At 71.7% G+C, this 22,454-nt stretch carries 20 protein-coding genes; 6 read left to right on the forward strand and 14 right to left on the reverse strand.

The window, feature by feature from the left end; translation table 11 throughout:
- Position 1: 1 nt before the first annotated feature.
- Together ABT048_RS17485 and ABT048_RS17490 are read left to right on the forward strand one after the other, a co-directional pair.
- Complete coding sequence (locus tag ABT048_RS17485; RefSeq protein ID WP_350522271.1) at positions 2–1,210, forward strand: sensor histidine kinase; 1,209 nt, start codon at positions 2–4, stop codon at positions 1,208–1,210.
- Complete coding sequence (locus ABT048_RS17490) at positions 1,207–1,863, forward strand: response regulator (RefSeq protein WP_350522272.1); 657 nt, start codon at positions 1,207–1,209, stop codon at positions 1,861–1,863. Before ABT048_RS17485 ends, ABT048_RS17490 begins: the two co-directional genes overlap by 4 nt.
- Before the next feature lie 138 nt (positions 1,864–2,001).
- Here ABT048_RS17490 and ABT048_RS17495 read toward each other — a convergent pair whose 3' ends face one another.
- The 6 genes from ABT048_RS17495 to ABT048_RS17520 form a co-directional block, all read right to left on the reverse strand.
- Entirely contained in the window at positions 2,002–2,652 is a 651-nt protein-coding gene (locus tag ABT048_RS17495) for a hypothetical protein (protein ID WP_350522273.1), read from the reverse strand.
- A 590-nt stretch (positions 2,653–3,242) separates the two neighbouring features.
- Positions 3,243–5,015, reverse strand: a complete 1,773-nt coding sequence (locus ABT048_RS17500; protein ID WP_350522274.1) for a prenyltransferase/squalene oxidase repeat-containing protein — start codon at positions 5,013–5,015, stop codon at positions 3,243–3,245.
- Between the two features lie 64 nt (positions 5,016–5,079).
- Positions 5,080–6,039, reverse strand: coding sequence for a terpene synthase family protein (locus ABT048_RS17505; protein WP_350522275.1), 960 nt, complete (start codon positions 6,037–6,039; stop codon positions 5,080–5,082).
- A gap of 828 nt (positions 6,040–6,867) precedes the next feature.
- A complete protein-coding gene (locus tag ABT048_RS17510) occupies positions 6,868–7,071 on the reverse strand; it encodes a hypothetical protein (protein WP_350522276.1) in 204 nt (67 codons plus the stop codon).
- Between the two features lie 30 nt (positions 7,072–7,101).
- Complete coding sequence (locus ABT048_RS17515; protein WP_350522277.1) at positions 7,102–8,532, reverse strand: ribosomal protein L7/L12; 1,431 nt, start codon at positions 8,530–8,532, stop codon at positions 7,102–7,104.
- Positions 8,533–9,499: 967 nt separating this feature from the next.
- Positions 9,500–9,805 (reverse strand): EF-hand domain-containing protein, encoded by a 306-nt coding sequence (locus ABT048_RS17520; protein WP_350522278.1) that lies wholly within the window; start codon positions 9,803–9,805, stop codon positions 9,500–9,502.
- Positions 9,806–10,410: 605 nt separating this feature from the next.
- Here ABT048_RS17520 and ABT048_RS17525 point away from each other — a divergent pair.
- Together ABT048_RS17525 and ABT048_RS17530 are read left to right on the forward strand one after the other, a co-directional pair.
- Complete coding sequence (locus tag ABT048_RS17525; RefSeq protein WP_350522279.1) at positions 10,411–11,208, forward strand: hypothetical protein; 798 nt, start codon at positions 10,411–10,413, stop codon at positions 11,206–11,208.
- Positions 11,209–11,513: 305 nt separating this feature from the next.
- On the forward strand, positions 11,514–12,524 hold the full coding sequence (locus tag ABT048_RS17530) for a quinone oxidoreductase family protein (protein ID WP_350522280.1): 1,011 nt from the start codon (positions 11,514–11,516) through the stop codon (positions 12,522–12,524).
- 468 nt (positions 12,525–12,992) lie between these two features.
- On the opposite strand, the gene ABT048_RS17535 is transcribed toward ABT048_RS17530, so the two are convergent.
- From ABT048_RS17535 to ABT048_RS17545, 3 genes are all read right to left on the reverse strand, one after another.
- Positions 12,993–13,286: a hypothetical protein gene (locus tag ABT048_RS17535; protein ID WP_350522281.1), complete on the reverse strand. Its 294-nt coding sequence runs from the start codon at positions 13,284–13,286 to the stop codon at positions 12,993–12,995.
- A gap of 399 nt (positions 13,287–13,685) precedes the next feature.
- Entirely contained in the window at positions 13,686–13,976 is a 291-nt protein-coding gene (locus ABT048_RS17540) for a DEAD/DEAH box helicase family protein (protein WP_350522282.1), read from the reverse strand.
- A 100-nt stretch (positions 13,977–14,076) separates the two neighbouring features.
- Positions 14,077–14,631 carry a DEAD/DEAH box helicase family protein gene (locus tag ABT048_RS17545; protein WP_350522283.1) on the reverse strand — a complete coding sequence of 185 codons (555 nt, stop codon included), beginning with the start codon at positions 14,629–14,631 and terminating at the stop codon, positions 14,077–14,079.
- Positions 14,632–14,974: 343 nt separating this feature from the next.
- Between ABT048_RS17545 and ABT048_RS17550 the strand changes: the two genes are divergently transcribed.
- Positions 14,975–15,334, forward strand: a complete 360-nt coding sequence (locus ABT048_RS17550) for a hypothetical protein (protein ID WP_350522284.1) — start codon at positions 14,975–14,977, stop codon at positions 15,332–15,334.
- 42 nt (positions 15,335–15,376) lie between these two features.
- Here ABT048_RS17550 and ABT048_RS17555 read toward each other — a convergent pair whose 3' ends face one another.
- A complete protein-coding gene (locus ABT048_RS17555) occupies positions 15,377–16,270 on the reverse strand; it encodes a LysR family transcriptional regulator (protein ID WP_350522285.1) in 894 nt (297 codons plus the stop codon).
- Positions 16,271–16,373: 103 nt separating this feature from the next.
- Between ABT048_RS17555 and ABT048_RS17560 the strand changes: the two genes are divergently transcribed.
- Entirely contained in the window at positions 16,374–17,462 is a 1,089-nt protein-coding gene (locus tag ABT048_RS17560) for an alcohol dehydrogenase catalytic domain-containing protein (protein ID WP_350522286.1), read from the forward strand.
- A 421-nt stretch (positions 17,463–17,883) separates the two neighbouring features.
- Here the strand turns inward: ABT048_RS17560 and ABT048_RS17565 are convergent, their stop codons facing one another.
- The 4 genes from ABT048_RS17565 to ABT048_RS17580 are packed head-to-tail and all read right to left on the reverse strand — an operon-like array spanning position 17,884 to position 22,404.
- Positions 17,884–18,744, reverse strand: a complete 861-nt coding sequence (locus ABT048_RS17565; protein ID WP_350522287.1) for an amidohydrolase family protein — start codon at positions 18,742–18,744, stop codon at positions 17,884–17,886.
- Between the two features lie 8 nt (positions 18,745–18,752).
- Positions 18,753–19,637, reverse strand: a complete 885-nt coding sequence (locus ABT048_RS17570; protein ID WP_350522288.1) for a 3-hydroxyacyl-CoA dehydrogenase NAD-binding domain-containing protein — start codon at positions 19,635–19,637, stop codon at positions 18,753–18,755.
- Positions 19,634–21,613, reverse strand: a complete 1,980-nt coding sequence (locus ABT048_RS17575; RefSeq protein WP_350522289.1) for an acetoacetate--CoA ligase — start codon at positions 21,611–21,613, stop codon at positions 19,634–19,636. Before ABT048_RS17575 ends, ABT048_RS17570 begins: the two co-directional genes overlap by 4 nt.
- Positions 21,610–22,404 (reverse strand): crotonase/enoyl-CoA hydratase family protein, encoded by a 795-nt coding sequence (locus ABT048_RS17580; protein ID WP_350522290.1) that lies wholly within the window; start codon positions 22,402–22,404, stop codon positions 21,610–21,612. The genes ABT048_RS17575 and ABT048_RS17580 overlap by 4 nt, the downstream gene beginning before the upstream one ends.
- Positions 22,405–22,454 lie beyond the last annotated feature (50 nt).

The raw sequence follows: 22,454 nt of genomic DNA on the forward strand, positions 1-22,454 counted from the left end.
CATGTCCGAATCGCGGGGCCTGTCCCTGCTCACACGTGTGCCGCCGGGTGTCTTCACGGCGCTGACCTGGTGCGCGGCGATGGTGTACGCGCTGGCCGTGTACGCCGCGTTCCCGGGCCAGTCCCGACCGATCGACTACCCCCAGGCGGGCACCAGCCCCTCGATCTCGGGCTGGCTGACCCTGGCGGCGGCCACCGCCGTGACGCTGGCCGGCAGCACTCTGTTGCGCCGCAGGCCACTGCCGGCATTCGCCCTGCTGCTCGGCGGCGCGTTCGCCGCCTCGATGGCGCTGGACATGGAGCAGATCCCGCTGCTGCTGTTCCTGACGGCCGACGTGGCGCTGGGCTTCCTCGCCGCCGCCGGTCCTCGTGGGACATCGCTCGCTGCGGCAGTCATGGCGCTCGGCGCGCTGGTCGGCTACCCGAGCGTGCGACTGCTGCTGGCAGAGTCGGTCAGCGCCACGGCAGAACTGGCCGACGCCATGTCCGTCGCGGTCGCCTGGCTGATCGGCAACACGGTACGCCAGGCCCGCGACCACACCCGCACATCACGCGCCCAGACCGCGGCCCAGGCCATCACCGCCGAGCGGCTACGAATCGCGCGCGAGCTGCACGACCTGGTCGCACACAACATCGGCATCATCGCCCTCCAAGCCGGAGCGGCACGCATGGTGATCAACATCGATCCACCGAGCGCGACCGAGGCGATGACCGCCGTCGAAACCGCCGGCCGGGAAACCCTGGCGGGGCTGCGCCGCATGCTCGGCGCGCTGCGTCAGGCCGAACCCGATGACCCATCCGGGTCCGCGCCGCTGGGGCCGGCACCAGGCCTGGCGGATGTCGAACGGCTGGCCGCGGCGACGGCCGCGGCCGGGGTCCGGGTCGAAGTGCGGTGGCTGGGCGAGCGGCGGCCACTCCCGCCGGAGATCGACCTCTCGGCCTTCCGGATCGTCCAGGAGTCGATCACCAACGTAGTCCGCCATGCCGGAGCCGACTCGTGCCAGGTGTCCATCGACCAGCGCCCCGAAGAGCTGTCCGTCGAGGTTCTCGACGACGGGCACGGATGCGCCGCCGCTGCCGGCACCGGCTACGGCCTGATCGGAATGCGCGAACGAGTAGGCCTGCTGCGCGGCGAGTTCTTCGCCGCGCCCCGCCCTGAGGGAGGTTTCCGGGTGACTGCCCGCCTTCCCCTGCCGACAGGGGCCCGATGACCCTGCGCATCGTCCTCGCCGACGATCAACCGCTGGTACGTGCCGCCCTGCGGATGGCCACCGCCACCAATCCGGACATCGAGGTCGTGGGAGAGGCCGGCAACGGCGCCGAGGCGGTCCGACTCTGCGAAACCGCCCAGCCCGACGTCGTGGTGATGGACATCCGCATGCCCGGCATGGACGGTATCGAAGCCACCCGCCTGATCACCGCCGGGCCCACCACAGCGCGCATCGTCGTCCTGACCACCTTCAACGACGATGAGTACGTCTATGCCGCGCTTCGCGCCGGCGCCTCGGGCTTCCTCGTCAAGGACATGGCATTGGAGGACATCCTCGCGGCGATCCGCGTCGTCGCTGCCAGCGACGCCCTGATCGCACCGAGCGTCACCCGCCGTCTGATCGCGCATCACACGTGCCGCGCCGAACCTCCTGCGGCGCGGCAGTCGCTCGACGGCGTCACCGAACGCGAACGCGAGGTACTGGCCCTCGTCGGCCGCGGCCTTTCCAACACTGAGATCGCCGCCCACCTCACCATCAGCATGGCCACCGTCAAGACGCACATGACCCGTCTGCTCGCCAAACTCAACGCCCGCGACCGCGCCCAACTCGTCATCACCGCCTACGAGACGGGCCTGGTGTCAGTGCATCCCTGATCAACGCGATGCTGCCGGCCCCGGGTCGGCGCCCTTGTATCACTCCGACAGGTGCCTATACCGTCCCAAGCCGTCCGCATCAGCCGAGAGACAGGCCATCACAGCCTGAATGCCACGGACGTCAGCTCCACGGCAGTGTCAGGCCGGCAGTGTCAGGCCGGCAGTGACGGCGGCGAGATCGCGTTCGAGGCCGTTGACGAAAGCGTGGAGGCTGGGCAGGTCGTCGGCGCGGACCGCCTTGATCCACTGTGGGAGCTGGTCGCCTTGGAGCTGGGTGAGCATCTGCCCGAACGCGCGGACGTGCCCGGTGAGGGCATCCAGTTCGGGGCAGTCGGCGAGGACGGACTTGAGCTTCAGGCGCTCGCTCTCCGGCAGGGTTTCGGGGTGAGTCAGGATCCAGCCGGTGACCGTGCGCGGGGACGGCGGACGGGCGGCCGGCGCCGTCGGGGATGTGCGGAACGGCTGGAGGTAGGCGCGGACTGCTCCGTAGCCGCCCGTGTAGCCGTGTGTCTTGATCTCTTCCCAGAGGGTCCAGGCGTTCGTGCAGCCTTCGGCCCATCGTTCGTGCAGGTGGGCCTTGAAGTCGTCGAGCTTGGGCCTGCGGTTCTGCCGCTGCCCCTGGAACAGGTCTTCCGGCCTCGCGGCGTCGGCCAGCCGTTGGACGGTGCCAAAGGTCATGCCGAGCTGTCGCTGGGTCGAGCGTCGGCTGTGGCCGGCGGCCCCTGCACCGCGGTGGGTGCCCGATCCTGGCGCCTTCGGCGAAGAACGGCGCACGGGCTCGGAGGACACGAAGAGTCACCGAACCGCGTGCACGGACACGACCCCCGCTTGCTCCCGCGATACCCCCATGCCGGTCCAGACCGATACGGGCATACCGCTTGAAACCGCCCTTGTTGTCGAGTCCGGCTCTGGCAGGTCACACTCCAGTGCAGCGACCGGAGCGACCCGGCCACCAGACAGAGCCTCGCGAAGCAACGAGTCGGCACCGCACGCCCTCGGACGGTCGGAGCGCACCCCCACTCAGCGAGCCTGTCTGGCCGGCCCCGGAAGGAGGGTCAGGCCCCGGCCCGGCCGTGAGAGGGCGGCCCCCACGGGAGGGACCGCTGCGGGGCCCTGGCAGGATCGGAACTTGCGGTGCGTGCCGCATCCCATTGCCCGCGGCGCGCACCGCATAGGCGCCTCAGCAGCAGTGCGCCCGCCCGGCGGACCCTCACCACACCACCCCCGGCGCGGCCCGGCGCAGCCGGAACTCCCGTTTCAGGGAGGCGCGCGGGTACTCGCCGTCATGCCTGAGGGCGGTGTGGAGGCGGGTCACCGGGGTGTTCTCGGCCGCCGGCCCCAGCGCGGCGGGGTACGCGGCCTCCTTCGCGGGTCGGGGTTCACCGGGTGTGCCGCCCCTGGCTGCGGAGCAGGTCGCTGGGAGGAAGCGCGCCATCGATCGGGTGCAGTGGCGAGGTCGGAGAGGTTGACCAGGGCCGCTGGCCAGCGCTTACTTCGAGATCGCTACTGCGCCACTCGGCGGGACGCGGTACGGGCTCGTCGCGGTGGCGGGTCGCCGTGGTCGTTGACGGCTGTGAGGGTGTGTGGGTTGCTGCGGGCGTCAGGCGGTGGGTGAGGTGGCCGAGGGCGAGGAGGGTGAAGGTGTCGGCGAGGGCGGGGACGGTGAAGCCGAACGGGCGTGGCCCTATGGAGTCCGGGACGTCGGCGATGGAACCGTCGGTTCGCTGGCGGGTGAGGAGGTAGGCGGCGCCTCGGGCGGCGGGGCCCGGCTCGGCGGTGTGGGAGCTGAGGGTGATCAGGGCGTAGGCGGTGCTGATGGCGTCGCTGGCCCGGCCGTCCTGCTGACCCCAGCCGCCGTCGGGGTTCTGGCTGTCCAGCACCAGCCGTGTCGCCCGCCGGATGATGCGTCGCGCAGGGCCGCCGGATGTGGCGTGGCTGGGGTGGCGAAGGGCGGCGAGGGTCGCGCGGAAGACCGTGTGCAGGCGGCTGCTGCTCCAGTCCGGCGGGAAGGAGCCGTCGGGGCGCTGCTGGGAGGCGAGGTGGTCGAGGGCTTCTGCCACCGTGGCGTGCTGGTGTTCGCCTTGGGTGCTGAGGGCGTTGGCGGCGGCCGCGGTCATGCAGGCTTCCGAGGGCGCGCCGGCCAGGTAGGTGGGGAAGCCGTGGTCGGCACCGCGCAGGGCGTGCAGGGCGCCGATCGCGCGGCTGATCGCTGCGCGGTGGGTCTTCGGGCCGGTGACGTGGAGGACTTCGACGGCGACGGAGGTGCAGTCCACGTCGGCGAGCCGGGCGTGTTCGGTGTAGGACCAGCCGCCGCCGGGCTGCTGGAGGCGCAGCAGGCGCCCGGCGACGGCGTCCAGGACCGCGACGGGGGCTTTCGTGGTGTGGAGGGCGAGGCCGGCGGTGGCGGTGAGCCAGGTGTCCTCGTCGCAGATGAACGGCATTCCGCCGTCGGGGCGTTGGTACTGCAGTGCGGTGCGTATCCCGTCGGTGATCACGTGCTGGTGGCCGGGCACGGGAGCCAGGGCGTGCAGGACCGACAGGTGGATGAGGAGGTTGGCCTCCCACACGGTCCCCGGGCGCTGGGTGGAGCGCAGCAGTTCCAGATCGGGTGCGTCGATCAGGTTCGGCTGCCGGTGGGCGTGGGCGAGAACGGCCTTGACCGCGGTGACCTGGACGCGCGCCCAGGTGTGCAGGCCGCGCAGATCGAACGCGTCGACGCCGGGCGGGGCCGGGTCGGGGGTCGCGCCGAGCAGGACGAGGACCGCGTGCAGGAGGGCGCGTTTGCGTGCTCCTGTGAAGTCCGGTGCCTGGCGCAGGAGCACCTCGACGTCCGGCAGGTCGGCCATGGCGGGCCGACCGCCGAGGGCGGCTCGGGCCAGCAGCCGGTCCAGCGGCTGAGGGGAGTTGCGGTGTCCGGCGAGGTAGGCGGCCACGCGGCCGCGGGCGGCGGGTTCCTGCCGGGTACGGTCCAGCAGGGCGAGCAGCAACGCGGATTCCAGGACACGGCTGTGGCAGGAGTCGCGTACCGCTCCGTCCGGGTCGACCCGGGACAGGAGGTGGGCGCGCAGCCGGGCGGTGGCCGGCGTGAGGCCGGTGGGGAACGCGGTGTCGGGCCAGCGGGGCAGGTCGGCGGTGATCGGGGCGAGTCTCATCAGGTCCGTCCTCGGGCTGCGCGGAGCTGCGTCGTGGGTCGCGGGTCTGTCGCCGGGGTGCCCGTCAGGACCGTGGCACGTGCTCCCGTTGTGCTCCGGGTGGCTCCGGGGCGCAGGTGAAGCGCCCGGTGACGGCCAGCCAGTGCAAGGTGGCGGCCATGAACGTCTCCACCAGGTCCACGTAGCGGCGCAGTTCTTCGCGCCGGTCCTGCGGCAGGCCTATCTCGGCACGCAGTGCCGCCGCAGTGACTGCAAGGCTCACGCGGCGTTCCTCGATCATCGCTGCCGCCCGTAGCCGGGCCGCGTCGGTCGAGCAGTCGTCCCGGCGGGCGAGGAGCGTCACGAGGTTCTCCTGCCCGACGGCCTGGTCGTCCGCCACCGAGGCCAGGTCGTTCGCCCAGCCCGCGATGTCCGCCACCGCCCGGCGCAGGTCCTGCAGCGGGGCGTCCACCCGCGGGTCCTCCACCAGCGGGGCGTGGCCGGTGCGCTCCAGCACGTCCAGCATGGGCAGCAGGGTGATCGTGCGGCGCCGCAGTTCCAGGTAGCCCGCCAGGGGCAGCCGGATCCCGGCCCGGCGCAATGCCACTTCCTGTTCGCAGGCATCGAGGAAGTCCGCGTAGTCAGCGGTGAAACGCTCCCGCCAACGGGCGGACATCCCGGTGGCCGTCCGCTCCCACAGCCCCGCCAAAACCACCGCCTGCGGGGAGGCGGCGTTGGGCATCCCGGTGTCGGGGACGAGCACCCTGCGCAAGGGCGCGGTGAACCGCTCCAGCTCCCCCGGAACCGAGCCCAGACCCCGCCGGTCGATCCGGTCGTCCACCCAGCAGATGAACACCGCCCACTGCGCCGTCAGCGCCACATCCGCCGCGTCGCCCTGTGGCAGAGCACCGCCGGCCAGCACCTCCAGTCGCATCGAGGCAAGACGCCGCTGCGCGTGGGAATCGGCCACCAGACCCGACTCACACGCCCACGACACCACCGCCTCCGCCCCGAGCGCCACCGGGTCTGATGCGCTGTCAGCCATACACCGATCTTGTCAGATCCCCATCAAGGACGGGCGGCGAACTCAGAAATGAAACCGCTCCCAGGAAGCCTGCGACTACAGAGGAAAGCCGCCGTCGGACGCGCACAGCCTCCGGACTTCACCCCAGCCAAGGACACACATCGGCCGCCTCCAAACCTCCAGGAGAGACGCGCGACGACACCATGCGGCGCGGTCGGTGCGGGGTGCGGACCCGCGCGCCGCAGGCAGCAGCGCCGGGCCAACGCCGGGCCGCAAGAGACCGGCCCCACGGGAAGGACCGCCTCGGGGCGCCGGCAGGATCGGAACCCGCGGTGCGTGCCGCATCCCATTGCCCGCGGCGCGCACCTCACAGGTGCCTCAGCAGCAGTGCGCGCCCGGCGGACCGCCACCACCCCGACGCGGCCGATCCCCCCTGCCCGGCCGGGACACGGCAATCCCGTGCTGCCGGTTCCGCTCTCCCCGCGGCCGACGGACCGGCCCTGTCGACGACCGGGGCCGATCCTGCCCCGGGCCGATCCGAGCACCCGTAACAGGACCCGCACAGCAGGCGGCGCAGCACGGGCGGCGGGCAGCCGCCTGGATCCGCCGGGCCGGGCAGCGACCGCCCGCTCGGCCGAGAATGGCCGGACGGCGCCCACGCCGGCCGGACAGCAGGCCTGAGCCGGCGGGCAGCCGGAGCCGAGCGGAGCCGGGACGGAGGCGGGCCACAGGCGCGCACGGCGGACCAGGAGCAGGACCAAGCCCGCAGAACGGCGCGGCCATCGACCAGGCCCAGGCGCAGCCGGGCAGCGAGCCGGGCGGGCCGGCCCGGCTGCGGGGCCCGAGGGGTCAGCGGTCGCCCGGTTCCCTCACCAAGGCGTCGCGGCCGCCGTCGGTCAGCTGAGCCCACCGCTCGTACTCCTGACGGACATACGGCCGCGCCGACGCTTCCCATGCGGGCGAGCCGGGCCCGGCCGGGCCCAGGACGAACCGGCCGTCCGCCAGATCGAAGGCCAGCAGCTCGTAGGCGGTGCGCGCGGCCTCGGCGAGCACGTCACCCGCGGCCCGCCGTCGGTGGCGTCGTCAACGGAAAATGAGGTGGTTGGCGCCGCAGATCGTCATCGCCGTTGTCCAGAGCACCCCGAGCACGGCCGTGGCCCACAGGTCCGCGGTGCGGAGGTCCGTGTCTTCCTTGGTCTTCGCCCAGAGCGCGCGGTTGATGAAGACGGCGCCCGGTGCGCCGCCGCTCGCGGACATGGCGCTTATCCCGAACATCAAGGCACCGCTCGTGCGCTCGCCGTCGGTCGGCTGCTGCAGGACTGCCCCGACGAGGACGGCGATGCCGAAGAGGAAGAGGACAAGCCCGGTGATCAGGGTTGCTCGGAAGTCGGCCCAGAATCCCGGTTCTCGCCTGGTGATGGTCGCGGTGGCGCCGACTTCGGCGAGGGCGGCCTTGGCGATGGTGGCGGTGGCCCTGTCGACGTTGGTCAGCACGAGACGGGGCGGGGAGCTGTCGACGAGGTCCTTGGCCTTCTTGGGGCCGATGCCGGCCAGCTCGCCGACCAGCGCGATGACCGTGTCCCGGTGTCGGCCGATCCGCTGCAGGACGACGTTGCACACGGCGTCCGTGACGCGCGGCGCGGGCTTCACACCGCCCTTCGGAGGCATCGCCGCGGTGGTGCGCCGTGCCATGGCGAGCGCTTCGGCGACGGTGGGGCGGGCGCCGGGTTCCTTGCGCAGGAGGGCCGTGATCAGCGGCGCGAGGTGGCCGGCGCGGGTCGGGGGCGGAGGCTCATGGGCGGCAACGGCGCGCAGTGTGCCGGTGAGGGTGTCGCGTTGGAACGGGGACACTCCCTCAAGGGCCTGGTAGAGGGTGACGCCCAGGGAGAACAGGTCGCCGGGCGGACCGCCCTGTGCGCCGTCGGCGCGTTCAGGGGCGATGTAGGCCATCGATCCGATGACGCTGCCGTCCTGGGTGAGCTTGGTGTCGGCGTCGTCGACCGCGATGCCGAAGTCGGTGAGCAGCACGCCGCCGCCGTCGGCGAGCATGATGTTGGCCGGTTTCACGTCCCGGTGGACGATCCCCGCGTCGTGGGCCGCGCCCAGGGCCTTGAGTATCCCGACCGCGATCCGCGCGGCCTCACCGACCGGCAGCACCCCCTTCTTCGCGCTCCTCAGGCGTTCCTCCAGGGATTCGCCCTTCACCAGGCGCATCACGGTCCAGGGGATCCCGTCCTCGACGACGACGTCGTAGACGGCGACGATGTTGGGGTGCTCCCGCAGCCGGGCCCCGTGGCGGGCCTCACGCCGGGCCCGGACCAGGAGCTCCTGCCAGTAGTCGTCAGGGATGCCCGGCCGGCGGAACACCTCCTTGACCGCGACGTCCACGCCCAGCTGCTGGTCGAGGGCCCTCCACACCCGGCCCATACCGCCCGCCCCCAGAGGAGCCAGCAGCCGGTATCGGCCGCCTATCACGCGCACCGGTGTCGTATCCGGACCCACCAAGTCCCCCACCCCGTTGGTGACACAACGTCAACTATGGCGGGCAGTGTAAGCCTTCGGGACCGAGTCCAAGAGAGGGCGGCTCCCGGCGGCACTTCGTCAAGGAGTGCTTCCTTCTCGTCCCGGTCGCACCTGACACCTCCACCGCGCAGCGTCTCCCCGTCGCGAGTGAGCAGGATCTGCAGGGGATTCCCCGACTCTGGATGGACAGCGTCCTCGACGCCGCCATCGCGGCTGCCGAACACCTCGGCGATCCGCAGGCACTCCACCGCTACAGCGAACTGCAGCAGGCTGCGGCCGACCAGCGAGTTCAGGAAGTCGACCAGGCAACAAGGCGCCCCTCAGCGTCAGGACCCTCAACCCCGTGAACGCCAACACCCGACGCACACCGACGAGCCAGGCCGGTAACACCAGGAAACCCGCCGGGAAATCACCCCACTTCCCCGCCCTGGCCAGACCCCGGACCCGCCGCCCACCAGCCCGGCAGTGACCGAGCGTCAACAGAACCCGGCAGCGGCCACCACCCCACCCCCGGACCCGGACACCACCCCGGCCTGACCACCGGACCACCCGAACCACCCCTGGAACGCCACCAGGTCACACCCCCGGAACACGAGGATGCAGACGGACACCGAGCGGGGTGGGCGCCGGCAGCGCGGCGGGGCCGGGCGTGGGGGCGACGCTGGAGGGCGTTCCCGCAGCTGCTGGTGGTCATGGCCCGCACCGGTGCGGCCGCGGTGCGGTCTGCGGTGGCGGATCGGCGGCTGGCCGCAGAAGAGAACCCGGCCGCCTCCGGGATGCCCGCCGCCGTCCCGGCCGGCGCCGCCCGGATCGAGGACCTCATCCAACGCGGCCCGGCCGCCCCCGTCTGGCACCCGCGCAAAGCAGCCGGGGCGGGAGGCCGTGCGGGTGGAACCGAGCCGCAGGCCGTCCTTCAGGATCTCCCTGCCGTCAGCCCGGGCGCTCCGGACGCCTCACCCTACTGGGGCTGCCCCCGGCTCCCGGCACCGCAGCTGCCGGGAGCCGGGGGCATGACGCGCACGGACTGCCTGGCAGGCCGCGCTCTACGCGTCGGACGGCCGCCGCCCGCCGAGGAACGTGCGCAGCGGATGTCCGTGTCCGGGTTACGGACGTCGAACGCGCTCCTGGCCTTCTTCACGAACGTTTCGAGATCCTTCCCGGCGTTCGCGAAGAAGTCGTCCACCTCCCCGTCGGTCTCGCCCCACGCCGCCACGTACGCCTTGAGACCGTCCGCGTCGATGACGCCGTCCTTGTCCGCGTCCATGAGGTACGCAGCGGCGTGGGCGGTGCACTGTCGTGCACGGTGCTGGAGGCCTTCGGCAGCCTCGACTTCACCCTCGCTGGCCCCGAGCCATCCTTCGAGCAGACCCTCGCCGACGTCCTCGGACCGCTGTCCCGGCGCAGCGCCCGGTCACCGGCCGGACCAGGCGGCAACCTGAACGAGCGTCACAGGCGTCCGGGTAAGCACCAGGGCGGAGGTAGGCCGGTGCCGGAGCAGCAGCGGGCAGCCCGCGGCAGTGTCGGGGCGGATGGCCTGACCGCGGACGGCGCCGATGTCCGGGTACCAAGGGCTGCTCGGGCGGGTCATCCTGTCGTCCACCGTCCCCGGGGCCGGTGGGCCGGGGCAGCGCGTGCGCCATGGCGTCCGGGCCCGTCGTCGAAGACGACCGCTTCATTCGAATGCGCGTCACCGTCGATCAGGGTAAGCGGAAGTTTAGGGGCTCATTAGCAGTCCCTTCTCGCGCCGGTTTCGCCGCGGCGCCACCCCTACGATCGGTCAGGCGCACCGAGTCGCAACCAATCGCATTCGAGTCGGGAGACCAATCTGTGGGCCGTCACCGTCGTACCAAGCGCATTACCGGCGCCGCCTTGGCCGCCGTGACCATGATCGGTGGCGGTACGTACCTGACCACCGCCTCCAATCCGGCGTCGGCTGCGATCACGCCATCTTCGGCAAGCGGCAACAGTTCCAACCGGGCATCGGCCGCAATCAGGCCGTCGACGGCAGGAAGCGCCGCCGCTGATGCGGGGTCTCCGGCGGAGTTCACCTTGCCGGCATCGAACCAGATCGTCAAAGTACAGACCAGCTTCACCGTGCCAGCGGAACAGTCCCACACCGGCACCACGTTCCTGTGGCCCGGACTCCAGCCCCTCCCTGACGGAGCGAACTTCAATCCCATCGGGGAAGGCGTGCTGCAACCAGTCCTGACCTGGGGTCCCTCCTGCGCACCCGCGGCCGGCGCGCCTGCCGGCTACTCCTCCTGGTGGATATCCGGACAGTACGTCAACACGGAAGGGAGCCGGCCCGGATACCAGGGCTGCTTCTCCGGAAAAGCGATGCAAGTGAACCCCGGTGACAAACTGGACATCGCCATGCGACTGGACTCGGCCAGCGGAAAATGGATCCAGACCATTACCGACGGGCCGGACCACGTCTCCTTCAGCGAAAATCTTCACGGCCAGGCACAGAACTGGCTGCTATTCGTCATCGAGAACTACGATGACGCGTCGTTCAACGCTCTGCTTTCGTTCCGGAACACGAGAGTAGATTTCCAGAATGCGGACCAAGCCACCTGTGACAGGTGGGGAAGAGAACCTGGGGTGTCCGGCGGCACGACGTCAACCAACAATGGCCTTCGCTGTGTCATCGACACGGTAACCATCTAGCTTCGAGCGTGCACGACGGCCCGCCGGCCTTTCCGGCGGGCCGTTCCTGCTCGTCCGGCCCGGGTGTTGCTGCCGACGAATACGGCGAGAGGGGAGAAGGAACTCGGGGACGAGGTGGCCGACCGCGCCGTCGGCGGCCGTACGGCGGTGCGGAAGCGGCGGGTGGTGCCTTCGTCGATCCTTGACGGCCTCGGCCTCCTGTCCCGGACCCGGGTGCAAGGCAGGTGCGTCTCAGCTGTCGGCGGGGGCGGCGGGCTGGTCTGCCTGCCGGGAATCGGATCGCCGTCAACGGGGTTGGTGGGGCCATGCGAGCGATTCAGGTGTACGAAGTGGGCGGTCCCGAGGTGCTGCAGGAGGCCGAGGTGGACCAGCCGCGGCCGGGTCCGGGCGAGGCGGTCGTGGAGGTCGCCGCATCCGGGGTCAACTTCCTCGACGTCTACCACCGCGAAGGCCGGTACAGCCTCCCGCTGCCCTTCACCCCGGGCGCCGAGGGCGCCGGCACGGTCGTCGAAGTCGGACCCGGCGTCGCTGACGTCGCAGTCGGGGACCGGGTCGGTTGGGTGGAGATCCCCGGCACGTATGCCGAGCGGGCCGTCGTGGACTCCTCCCGGCTGGTGCCGCTGCCCGACGACATCGGCTTCGAGACAGCCGCCGCCGTGCTCCTCCAAGGCATGACCGCGCACTATCTCGTCAAAGACGCCTACCCGGTTCAGGGAGGCGACACGGTGCTCGTGCATGCGGCCGCCGGTGGCATGGGGCTGCTTCTGACCCAGCTCATCACTCATCTCGGCGGCAGGGTGATCGGCACGACGTCGACCACGGCGAAAGCCGAGCTGGCGAAGCGAGCCGGGGCCGCCGAGGTGATCCTCTCCTCCGCGGTCGACGATCTCGCAGCCGAGGTAAGGCGGCTCAACGGCGGTCAGGGACTGCCGGTTGTCTTCGACGGCGTCGGCGCGCACACCTTCGAAGCGAGCCTCGCCAGCCTGCGAACCCGCGGCCATCTCGTGCTCTTCGGCGCGGCAAGTGGTGCCGTGCCTCCGTTCGATCCGATGCGGCTCGCCCACGGCGGTTCGCTGACCCTGATCCGGCCCAGCCTCGGGCACTTCATCGCCGATCGGTCCGAACTGCTCCGACGGGCCGCCGATGTGTTCGAGTGGGTGCGCTCCAAGGCGCTTGAGGTCACCGTAACGGGCCGCTACGCATTGTCCGAGGCCGCCCAGGCCCACAGCGATCTGGAGGCTCGGCGTACCACCGGCAAGCTGCTCGTCGTACCCGATGCGGCCGCTAACGGACGCCGCGAGGAGACGCAGAGCTGATCACGGGTGACGAGGCAGGAGATCTTGAAGACTGCGACGTCGAAGGCATGACCGACCGTCATCGCCGAGATCCCCGACAGCGTCAGGCACTCAGCAGGCCACGATCAAGCTCTCGCCGCGCACGCGTTCCCCCACAGCACCGGCCGGGGGCAGCACCCGGCCAGGCGCGGTGGTGTCGGCCTGGGCGAGGCCGGCTCGGGCCTCGTACGAGGGCGGGTCGGGCACCATGGTGCCCGACCCGCTTCCGGTCCTCGTCGCCGAGGGCCGGGCGGTGGCAGAGCCCGCCCTCGTACGAGACCCGCTGCCTACATCGTTTCCGCCGCGGTGTTCAGCCCGTTCCGGCTGACCCGGGCCGGGCGCAACGCGATGCCCCGGCGGCTGCCGGCCGCGCGCACCGCCAGCACCGGCAACCCGGCGCGGCATCCGCCCCGACACCGGCCGACGGCGTGGTCCGGGGTTCTCACCGGATCAACCGTGCTGCTCCGAGCGGATGATGGTGTCGATCATGCGCTGCAGCAAATCGGCCAGGTAGCGCTTGTCGTAGGCGGCCTTGTGATCGCCGATCTGGTCCAGCCGCACGGCGTCGTCGAGCAGCTGGTCGCGCTGGTGGCGCATCCTCACGACGTCCGCGCTGTGGTCGGTGGCGGCCACGGCCGAGGCCGCGCCCGGCCGGACCGGGGCGGCCTGAGCCGGAGCGGCCGCGAGCAGGACACCACCGGCCAGGACGGCGGTCAAGGCATTGGCGGAAAGACGATGACGCATTGAGCTTCTCCTCATTTTCAACGGTGCTTGGTTGACGACACATCAAGAACTGTCCGTCAGTAACAACCCAGGACCAACGCAACCCCGACCGATCGGGTTGTCAGTCCGTGCGGCGTCCATGGCCCACAGACTCACATCACGCGGTGTCCACTCGGAAGGACAGGGACTGTCCAGCGCTGTCCGCCTATGTTCATCCGATCCCGCCCGAAGCGTGCCTGTCGGCCCCGACCCCGGCCCAAAACATCGCCGAGGCCGAGTACGAAGGCTGGCTGGTAGAGGTTGAAGGGCTGCGTGTCAGCCCGGCCGAAGCGGAAGACGAACTCGCACCGGCCACTCCCCCGCCACCACCACCGCGCGCTGGGCCACCGTGACCACGCGCTCGCGGACCGGGCCCGACCGCTACGCCCCGTTCAGCACCAGCACACCGAAGCCGCCGGCCAGCGCGATACACCTCACGCACCCGGCCGCGATCAGCGTCTTCCCGGAGCCGGTCGCCGCCACCACCATGGCCCGCCCGCCAGCCTTCACCGCGCGCACGGCGACCGCGACGGCCTCCTTCTGGAACCAGTGCAGCGGCAGCGGGTTCACGGGCCCGGCAGCGGCCCGCTGCACCGGAAGCGGGAGCACCCGGGAGGCCGCCACGTTGGCCATCGGGGCTTCCTGCTCGGCGGTGACCGTGGTGGGCTCCACGGCAGTCCTTCTCCTGTTCTGCCCGACTCGCATGTGTCGCACGCGGACGATGCGGTGGCGCCCGGCCAGGAGCTGGACGCCGGTGTGAAGATCAGGGTCCTCAGGGGTTGTGGCCGTCCCTCACGACCTCCTCCGCTTCTTCCAGCGCTTCGAGAACGAGCGTGCGGACAGCGGAGACGGGGTGGGTGGCGTGGCGATGCAGGAAGTCGATGATCTGCGGTGCGGAGTCAGCGAGTTGAGGAACGAGGAAGCAGACCGCACCGAACCGGCCGAGGTCCGCCGGATCGGCGGTGTGCAGGATGTCGGGGACGACGTCCAAGATCCGAGCCCGGCAGTACGCAGCGGTGTCGACCGTCCTTTCACCCACCTCGACGGTCAAACCCGGGGTCCTGGCGTCGAGGATCTCCTCCAGGATCCTCACCGCGGCGCTGTTCAGCCGCCCACCGGCCCGGACGTGCCCGGCGATGAAGTCCACGCACGCCGCGGCCGCGGTGTAGAGCTGGCCCTGGTTGGCGACCTCGCAGTACAGAACCGAGCGGGCACCGCGGCTCTCCCTGGGAGTGCCGGTGACCAGGCGTTCCAGGTACGGGGGAAGCTCGGAGGCCGGCTGGCTCAGGGTCTGCAGAGACGACCAGTCCCACATCTGCGTCATCACGCTCTTGACTCCTCGGTCGAGGTGAAATGTGTGCTCACTGCCTGAAGGCCTCGGTCAGTGTGCCGCAGGCCAAGCAACCGTCGGGCAGCATCGGGGTGAGCGCCCACCCGTCCGCTGCGCCACACCGAGCGCAACCACCCCCTGCTCGGGAGCACCCGGAGCAGGACCCGCACAGCAGGCGAAGCAGCACGGACGACGAGCAGCAGCCCGAACCCCGACGCACCGGCAGCAACCGCTCGGCGCGCCGAAGAAGGCAGCCTGACGGCGCCCGGACCCGGCCGGACAACAGCCCCGACACCGGCGCCCAAGCGGAGCCGGGACGAGGGCGGGGCACAGCCGCTCCATGGACGGACCAGAACCAGGACCGCAGATAGGCGGTACGCGCGGCCTCCGTGGCGTCGCACTCGTCATCACTACTCAGTGCCAGGCGGTCGGCGAACCGCGCCTGCTGCGGCTGGTCCGCCCCCACGGCGAGCGCTTCCACGTCCGGCCCCGCTGGTCGACTGACCACCCCAACTTCCCGCGTCAAGAGCTGCGCGGCCTCGTGGACAAGCCGAACCCGAGAACGCGCCTCCTCGCCCTCACGGATCCCGAGCCGCCCGTCGCGGAGCTGCGACGCTTCGGGGAACTGCGCGGAGGCCTCCTGCGCGCGGGCGCGGTCGGCACCCCAACGCCGGGGCCGACCTGCTGGAACGACTGCTGACGGACCCGGGCCCCATGTCGTCGAGGACGCTGCGGCCACGCGTCAGGCGGTCGAGCAGATTGCTCGGGTGACGGCCGTGATCGCCGGGGTCGGACGGCCGGGCAGTCGCGCCACGAGTACCCGGCGGATCTCGGGAGGTGCGCCTTCGACGTGCAGCAGACTCACCCCGGAGGGCAGCACCGGGGAGAGCCGGGAGGGCACCGTTGTCACCCCGAAGCCACCGGCGACCAGTTGAAGCTTCGTCAGCCAGTCGCGCGCGCAGTGGACGATGTGCGGCCGTCCGGGCAGGCCTGGCCAGACGCCGAGCAGTGGCTCGGCGTCCGACGCCGGGGTGGCGATCCACGGGGCGTCGACCAGTTCGTCGACGTGCGCCGCGGTGCGGCCGGCGAAATCTCCGGTCGAAGGCACTGCCACGATCAGTTCGGTGTCCGTGACGGTCTCGACGTGCAGGCGCGGTGACTCACCGTCCATGGGCCGGTGGGGCGGGCGGGACGTCAGCACGGCGAGGTCGATCGAACCCGCGCGCAGTGCCCGGACCAGGGTGGGCGTGGTGCCCTCGGAGGTCGTGACCGTGATCTGCGGGTCGGTTGCCGCGAGGCGGGCGAGCGAGGGAGGCAGGAGGGCGGCGCCCGCGCTCAGGAACAGTCCGAGCCGTACCGGTTCGGTCCGCGAGACGGTGCCGGTGAGGTCGCGCTCGGCGGCCGTGAGGCAGTCCAGGATCGTGCGGGCGTGGCGCAGCAGGGTCAGACCCGCGGGGGTGAGGCGCACTCCGTCGGGGCGGCGTTCGAACAGGGCGGTGCCCGCGCTTCGTTCGAGCGAGGCGGCCTGGCGTGAGACCGCCGACTGGGTGTAGCCGAGCCGGGTGGCTGCTGCGGTGAAGCTGCCGGACTCGGCGATCTGCCGCAGGACGCGCAGGCCTGTGCTGGAGATGTCCATGCGGCATACGCATACCACGGATGCAGGATCGTCGCTTCCCGCATTGCCGTGGGGCTCCTAGTGTCGATCGCGATGAAAGACGGACGAACACGGAGGTCATCACGTGCGAGCAGCAGTCCTGACGCGGTTCGGTGCCCCGCTGACGGTGCGGGAGGTGCCCGACCCCGAGGCCGGCGGCGGCGAGGTGGTGGTCGAGGTGCTCGCCACCTCGGTCGCCCCGTACGCGGCCGAGGTCTTCAGCGGCGCGCGGAACTACCCCCTGGTCCCTCCCGTCGTGCCCGGGATCGGCGGCGTGGGACGGGTCGTCCACGTGGGCCCGGACGCAACCCGGCTGCGCCCCGGTGACCTCGTGTGGTGCGACTGCACGGTGCGCTCGCGGGATGACGCCCTGACGCCCGACATCACGCTCCAGGGCTGGAGCTCTCGCGGCGAGGGCGGCGCGCGGCTCGCCCGGTACCTGCATGACGGATCGTTCGCCGAGCTCATGCGGGTCCCGACGGAGAACGTCTTCCCGCTGCCCGCAGCGGCAGGGGACGACCCGGCCCGCTGGGCCGCGCTCGGCGTGCACGTCATCCCTTACGGCGGGCTGCTGGCCGGCGCGCTCGCGGCCGGTGAGACGCTGCTCGTCAGCGGGGCCACCGGCAACCTCGGCAGCAGTGCGGTCGCGGTCGCGCTCGCCATGGGGGCGGGCCGCGTCGTCGCGCCGGGCCGCAACCGGGCCGCGCTCGACCTCCTCGCCGACCGGTTCGGTCCGCGGGTGCGCCCGGTCCCGCTGTCCGGGGACGAGGCCGGCGACCGCGCGGCGATGTCCGCGGCGGCGGGCGGCCGGATCGACATGGTGATCGACCTGCTGCCACCGAGCGCACCCAGCTCGGCGGCGCGCAGGGCGGCCATGACCGTGCGCGAGTACGGCCGCGTCGTTCTCATGGGCGGCGTCGGCATGCTCGGTGGCGACGACCTCGCCCTCCCGTACCCGTGGATCATGCGCAACTCGGTCACGGTGCGCGGCCAGTGGATGTATCCGCGTACGGCGAATGTCGGCATCATCCGGCTCCTCGCCTCCGGCACCCTGGACCTCGCCCCCGAACGGGTCCGGTCGTTCGGCCTCGATGCCGTCAACGAGGCCGTCACGTACGCCGCTTCACACGGCGGCCCGTTCGACCGCACCGCCCTCACCCCACCGGCTCGCTGAGAAGAGTGCCAGGGAGGCTGATCAGCCGATGGGCAACGGCGGTTCGCAGGACCAACGCTGTCGCGCGGGTGCGTCCTGCCGGCGTCGGCCTCGATCTTCGCGTGGACGGGCTTTGACGGCACCGGTCCGGAGCGGATTTTCATCCACAGCATGTCGATGTAGACGACCGGCCGGACCGCGTCCCGATGGCGAGGGCGGTGAGGAGAAGGCCCTCGCTGACCGCGGGGCCCGGTGTGCCGGGCCTGAGTGACGCATCCGGCCCCGGCTGGAATGGCCGCGGGCCGGTGGCGCTGCTCCCTCGGCGTCGACCGCCGCACGGAGCCGCCGCCCGGTTCTTCACTGACAGGCAGTCGGGCGCGTTGCCGATGAGAGGAACGGGGCGCCGGGAAACCATCGCGCCCGGTCGCCTTCGCGTGCGCTGTCAGAGGGCCAGGACGCGGACGGCGTTCTCCTTGAGGATCAGGGGGCGGACCTCCGGTTTGATGTCGAGGGTGTCGAAGTCCGCCAGCCAGCGGTCGGGCGTGACGACGGGGAAGTCCGAGCCGAACAGCACCTTGTGCTGGAGGAAGGAGCCGGCCGCCTTCACGAGTTGCGGCGGGAAGTACTTCGGCGACCACCCCGACAGGTCGATGTAGACGTTGGCCTTGTGCGTGGCGATGGAGATCGCTTCGTCCTGCCAGGGCACCGACGGGTGCGCGAGGACGATGGTCAGGCCGGGGAAGTCGGCGGCGACGTCGTCCAGGAGCATCGGGTCGGACCAGCGCAGCTTGATGCCGCGCCCGCCGGGCAGGCCCGCGCCGATCCCGGTCTGCCCGGTGTGGAACAGGGCGGGGACACCCAGTTCCTGGATCGTCTCGTAGAGCGGGTAGTGCTCACGGGCGTTCGGCGCGAACGCCTGGAGGCTCGGGTGGAACTTGAAGCCGCGGACGCCGTGGTCGAGGACGAGCGAGCGGGCCCGGGCGACGGCGTCCGGCCGGTGCGGGTCGACCGAGCCGAACGGGATGAGGACGTCGCGGTGGGCGGCCGCCGCCTCGGCGATCTCCTCGCTGGACAGGGCGGGGTGGCCCAGGCCCGTGGTGGCGTCCACCGTGAAGATCACGGCGGCCATGCGGCGCTCGCGGTAGTACGCGGCCAGGCGCTCCACGGTCGGCGTGCGGTCCTGGCCGGACTTGAAGTAGGCGGCCGAGGCGTCCATCAGCTCCGCGTCGAGCGCGAGATGGCCGTGGGCGTCCTGCTCCACGTGCACGTGGAAGTCGATGGCGATCGGATCGGTGGGGTTCATCGGAGTGCTCACAGGTGGTCGGTCCGGTTCTTGGCGTCGAGGAGGAGGGAGAGGAGGGCGTCGCGTTCCGCGAGGAGGTCGGCCTCCGCGGTCCCGGCCAGCTCGTCGCTGACGCCTTCGGTGATCGTGCGCGTCAGTTCGGGGGTGAGGCGTGGTGCGCCGAGGTCGGCCCACCACTCCTCCATGGGCGGGCCGAGGTGCTCCAGGACGTGCGCGATGCCGCCCGCACCGCCCGAGAGGTGCTGGTTGAGGAAGGGTCCGAGCAGCGCCCAGCGCAGGCCGGGACCGTGGGCGATGGCCGCGTCGATGTCGGCGACGCTCGCCGCGCCCCGCTCGACGAGGGAGTACGCCTCCCGCCACAGTGCCGCCTGGAGCCGGTTCGCGACATGGCCGGGCAGTTCCTGGCGCAGCCGGATCGGACGGCGGCCCAGGCTTCGGTAGAACCGCATGGTTTCTTCGACGGCGGCCTCACCGGTCCGCTCGCCCGGTACGACCTCGACCAGCGGGATGAGGTGGGGCGGGTTGAACGGGTGCCCGACGAGGACCCGTTCGGGATGGGCCGCGCAGGCCCGTTGGATCCGCGACGGCAGCAGCCCGGAGGAGCTGCTCGCCAGGATCGTCCCCGGCGGGGCCGCGGCGTCGAGGACGGCGAAGACCTCGTCCTTCAGCTCGGGACGCTCCGGGCCGTTCTCCTGGACGAAGTCGGCGTCCGCGACGGCTTCGGCGAGGTCCGGGGTGAAGGACAGCCGGCGCTGGTCGGCGGCGACGGCCGCCCGGAGGCGCTCCTCCGCGCCGGGCGCGGGATCGCTGGCGACGACCTCGTGCCCGTACGACAGGAAGAGCGTGGTCCAGGAGGCCCCGATGACCCCGGTGCCGACGACGGCGACCCTCACGACGCGCTCCCGTGCCCGGTGCCGGCGGCCCGCCCGGCGGCGTACGCGACGAAGGCGGCCAGGGAACGTGGGTCGGCGAGGACGTCGGTGCTGGCGACGGACTCGGGACGCGCGCCGAGGAGGATCCGTTTGACCGGCACCTCCAGCTTCTTGCCGGTGCGGTTGCGCGGGATCGCCGGTACCCGCTCGATGACGTCCGGGACGTGGCGCGGCGACAGCGCCGACCGCAGCGCGCGGGCGATCCTGGTACGGAGGGCGTCGTCCAGCTCCACGGGGCCCGCGACGAAGAGCAGCAGCTCCCCGTTGCCGCCCTCGGGGTCCTCGATGTGGACGACGAGACTGTCCTCGATCTCGGGCAGGTCCTCGACGACGGCGTAGAACTCGGCGGTACCGAGCCGGACCCCACCCCGGTTGAGGGTGGCGTCGGAGCGTCCGGCGACGACGCAGTGGCCCTCGGGGGCGAACCGGACCCAGTCGCCGTGCCGCCACACGCCCGGGTACTCCTCGAAGTACGCGGCCCGGTAGCGGGAGCCGTCGGTGTCGCCCCAGAAACCGACGGGCATCGACGGCATCGGCTCGGTGATCACCAGCTCCCCCAGCTCGCCGACGACCCGCCGGCCCTCGCTGTCGTAGGCGTACGCGGCGACCCCGAGGCAGGGGCCGGAGATCTCCCCGGCGCGCACGGTCTGGAGCGGGCTGCCCTGGAGGATGCCGGTGCACACGTCGGTGCCGCCGCAGCCGACGTTCAGGAGGACCCGGTCCCCGAACTGCTCGGCCACCCAGCGGAAACCGTCGGCGGCGAGCGGGCTGCCCGCCGCGCCGAGCTGCCGCAGCCGCGACAGGTCGAACTCCTCGGCGGGCCGGATCCCGGCCTTGCGGCAGGCCATGAGGTAGCCGGGGCTCACGCCCATCAGCGTCGCCCCCGTCTCCTCCGCGATCCGCCACTGCTCCCGCAGGTCGGGGTGGACCGGGTTGCCGTCGATCATGACGATCGAGGCGCGGACGAGCAGCGCCGAGGCGAGGGTGTTCCACAGCATCCAGGCGGTGGTGCTGAACCAGAGCATCCGGTCGCCCGGCTTCAGGTCCCAGCTCAGCGCGTTGTTCTTCAGGTGCTCCAGGAGGATCCCGCCGTGCCGGTGGACGATCGCCTTGGGAATGCCGGTGGTGCCGGAGGAGAAGAGCACGAACAGCGGATGGTCGAACGGCACGGGAGCGAAGGACAGTTCGGCCGGTTCGGCCAGCAGCTCCGCCCAGCCCAGCGCGTCGGGGAGGGCGTTCGGTCCGTACGCGACGTGGACGACCCGCTCGACGGTGGGCAGCTGAGCGGCGATCTCCGCCACCTCGGTGCGGCGGTCGACGTCCCGGTCCCCGTAGCGGTAGCCGGCGACGGTCAGCAGCACCTTCGGTTCGAGCTGGGCGAACCGGTCGACCACGCTGCGCGGGCCGAACTCCGGCGCGCAGGCCGCCCAGACCGCCCCGATGCTCGCGGTGGCGAGGAAGGCCACCAGCGTCTCCGGGATGTTCGGCAGGTAGGCGACGACCCGGTCGCCCTTGCGGACGCCGAGGCGCAGCAGCCCGGCGCGCGCCCGGGCGACCTGGTCGCGGAGTTCGCCGAAGGTCAGCTCGACCGGTGCCCGGGTCTGGGAGCGGGCGACCAGCGCGACGGCGGCGTCGTCGGCGGCGGACCCCTCGCGACGGAGCGCGTGCTCGGCGTAGTTGAGGGTCGCGCCGGGGAACCATTCGGTGTCCGGCATGGACCTGCGGCCCAATGCGGCGGTGGGCGGGGTGTGCGGGCGGACGTCGAAGAACTCCCAGATCGACGACCAGAAGCCGTCCAGTTCGGTGACGGACCACTGCCACAGGCTGTCGTAGTCGGGGAAGCTCAGCTGCCGCTCCGACTCCAGCCAGCGGAGGTAGCGGCCGATCTCCGACTCGTCCCTGACCCTGGGGCCGGGGGTGCGGAGGATCTCGCTCATCGGGCGTCCTTCCGGTGGGTGCCCGGTCCGGCGGCGATCTTCGCGGCGCGGCCGTCCAGGAACGCCCGCATCCGCTCCTGGGCGTCGCGGCTGCCGGCGGCGACCGCCGACATGAGGGATTCGAGCAGGAAGCCGCCCGCGGGCGAGGCCTCGGCGATCCGCGGGAGTGCCTGGAGGACGGCGAAGTTGGTCAGGGGTGCGTTGGCCGCGATCCGCTCCGCGAGTTCCAGCGCCTTGGCGCGCGCCCCGCCCTCCTCGGTCAGGTACTGCGAGAGGCCGGCGGCCTGGCCCTCGGCGGCGTCGAGCACGCGACCGGTGAGCATCATGTCCGCCATCCGGTGCGCGCCGATCAGCCGGGGGATCCGGACCGAGCCGCCACCGCCGACGAAGAGTCCGCGCTGTCCCTCGGGCAGCGCGTAGAACGTGGACGGTTCGGCCACGCGGATGTGCGCGGAGGCCGCCAGCTCCAGGCCGCCACCGATCACCGCGCCCTTCAGCGCGGCCACCACGGGGACGCGCCCGCCCTCGATGGTGTCGAAGACGCGGTGCCACATGAGCGAGTGCTCCAGCGCCTCCTCGGTGGAGCGCTCGGTCAGCTCGCCCAGGTCGAGCCCGGCCGAGAAGTGGTCACCTTCGGCGTCCAGGACGACGGCGCGCACGTCGGCGCCCGGCTTCCGGAAGAACTCCTCGACGCTCAGCACGGTGGCGTCATCGAGGGCGTTGCGCTTGCTGGCGCGCCGGAGGGTCAACACCGCTACCCCGGCGCGGTGTTCGATGGAAAGCGTACTCACAGAAAGGCTCCTCAATTATCAGGAATCCTGAGTATCGGAGGGTGTGCCGC

This window comes from Kitasatospora sp. NPDC096140 (assembly GCF_040303045.1).
In the GTDB taxonomy this organism is placed as follows: Bacteria; Actinomycetota; Actinomycetes; order Streptomycetales; family Streptomycetaceae; genus Kitasatospora.

Excerpts from the sequence above, each read along its gene's own strand:
- ABT048_RS17485 (WP_350522271.1), top strand. The coding sequence starts at position 2 with ATGTCCGAATCGCGGGGCCTGTCCCTGCTCACACGTGTGCCGCCGGGT.
- ABT048_RS17490 (WP_350522272.1), top strand. The coding sequence starts at position 1,207 with ATGACCCTGCGCATCGTCCTCGCCGACGATCAACCGCTGGTACGTGCC.
- ABT048_RS17500 (WP_350522274.1), bottom strand. The coding sequence starts at position 5,015 with ATGAGACTCGCCCCGATCACCGCCGACCTGCCCCGCTGGCCCGACACC.
- ABT048_RS17505 (WP_350522275.1), bottom strand. The coding sequence starts at position 6,039 with ATGGCTGACAGCGCATCAGACCCGGTGGCGCTCGGGGCGGAGGCGGTG.
- ABT048_RS17520 (WP_350522278.1), bottom strand. The coding sequence starts at position 9,805 with ATGGACGCGGACAAGGACGGCGTCATCGACGCGGACGGTCTCAAGGCG.
- ABT048_RS17530 (WP_350522280.1), top strand. The coding sequence starts at position 11,514 with ATGCGAGCGATTCAGGTGTACGAAGTGGGCGGTCCCGAGGTGCTGCAG.
- ABT048_RS17535 (WP_350522281.1), bottom strand. The coding sequence starts at position 13,286 with ATGCGTCATCGTCTTTCCGCCAATGCCTTGACCGCCGTCCTGGCCGGT.
- ABT048_RS17550 (WP_350522284.1), top strand. The coding sequence starts at position 14,975 with ATGGACGGACCAGAACCAGGACCGCAGATAGGCGGTACGCGCGGCCTC.
- ABT048_RS17555 (WP_350522285.1), bottom strand. The coding sequence starts at position 16,270 with ATGGACATCTCCAGCACAGGCCTGCGCGTCCTGCGGCAGATCGCCGAG.
- ABT048_RS17565 (WP_350522287.1), bottom strand. The coding sequence starts at position 18,744 with ATGAACCCCACCGATCCGATCGCCATCGACTTCCACGTGCACGTGGAG.
- ABT048_RS17575 (WP_350522289.1), bottom strand. The coding sequence starts at position 21,613 with ATGAGCGAGATCCTCCGCACCCCCGGCCCCAGGGTCAGGGACGAGTCG.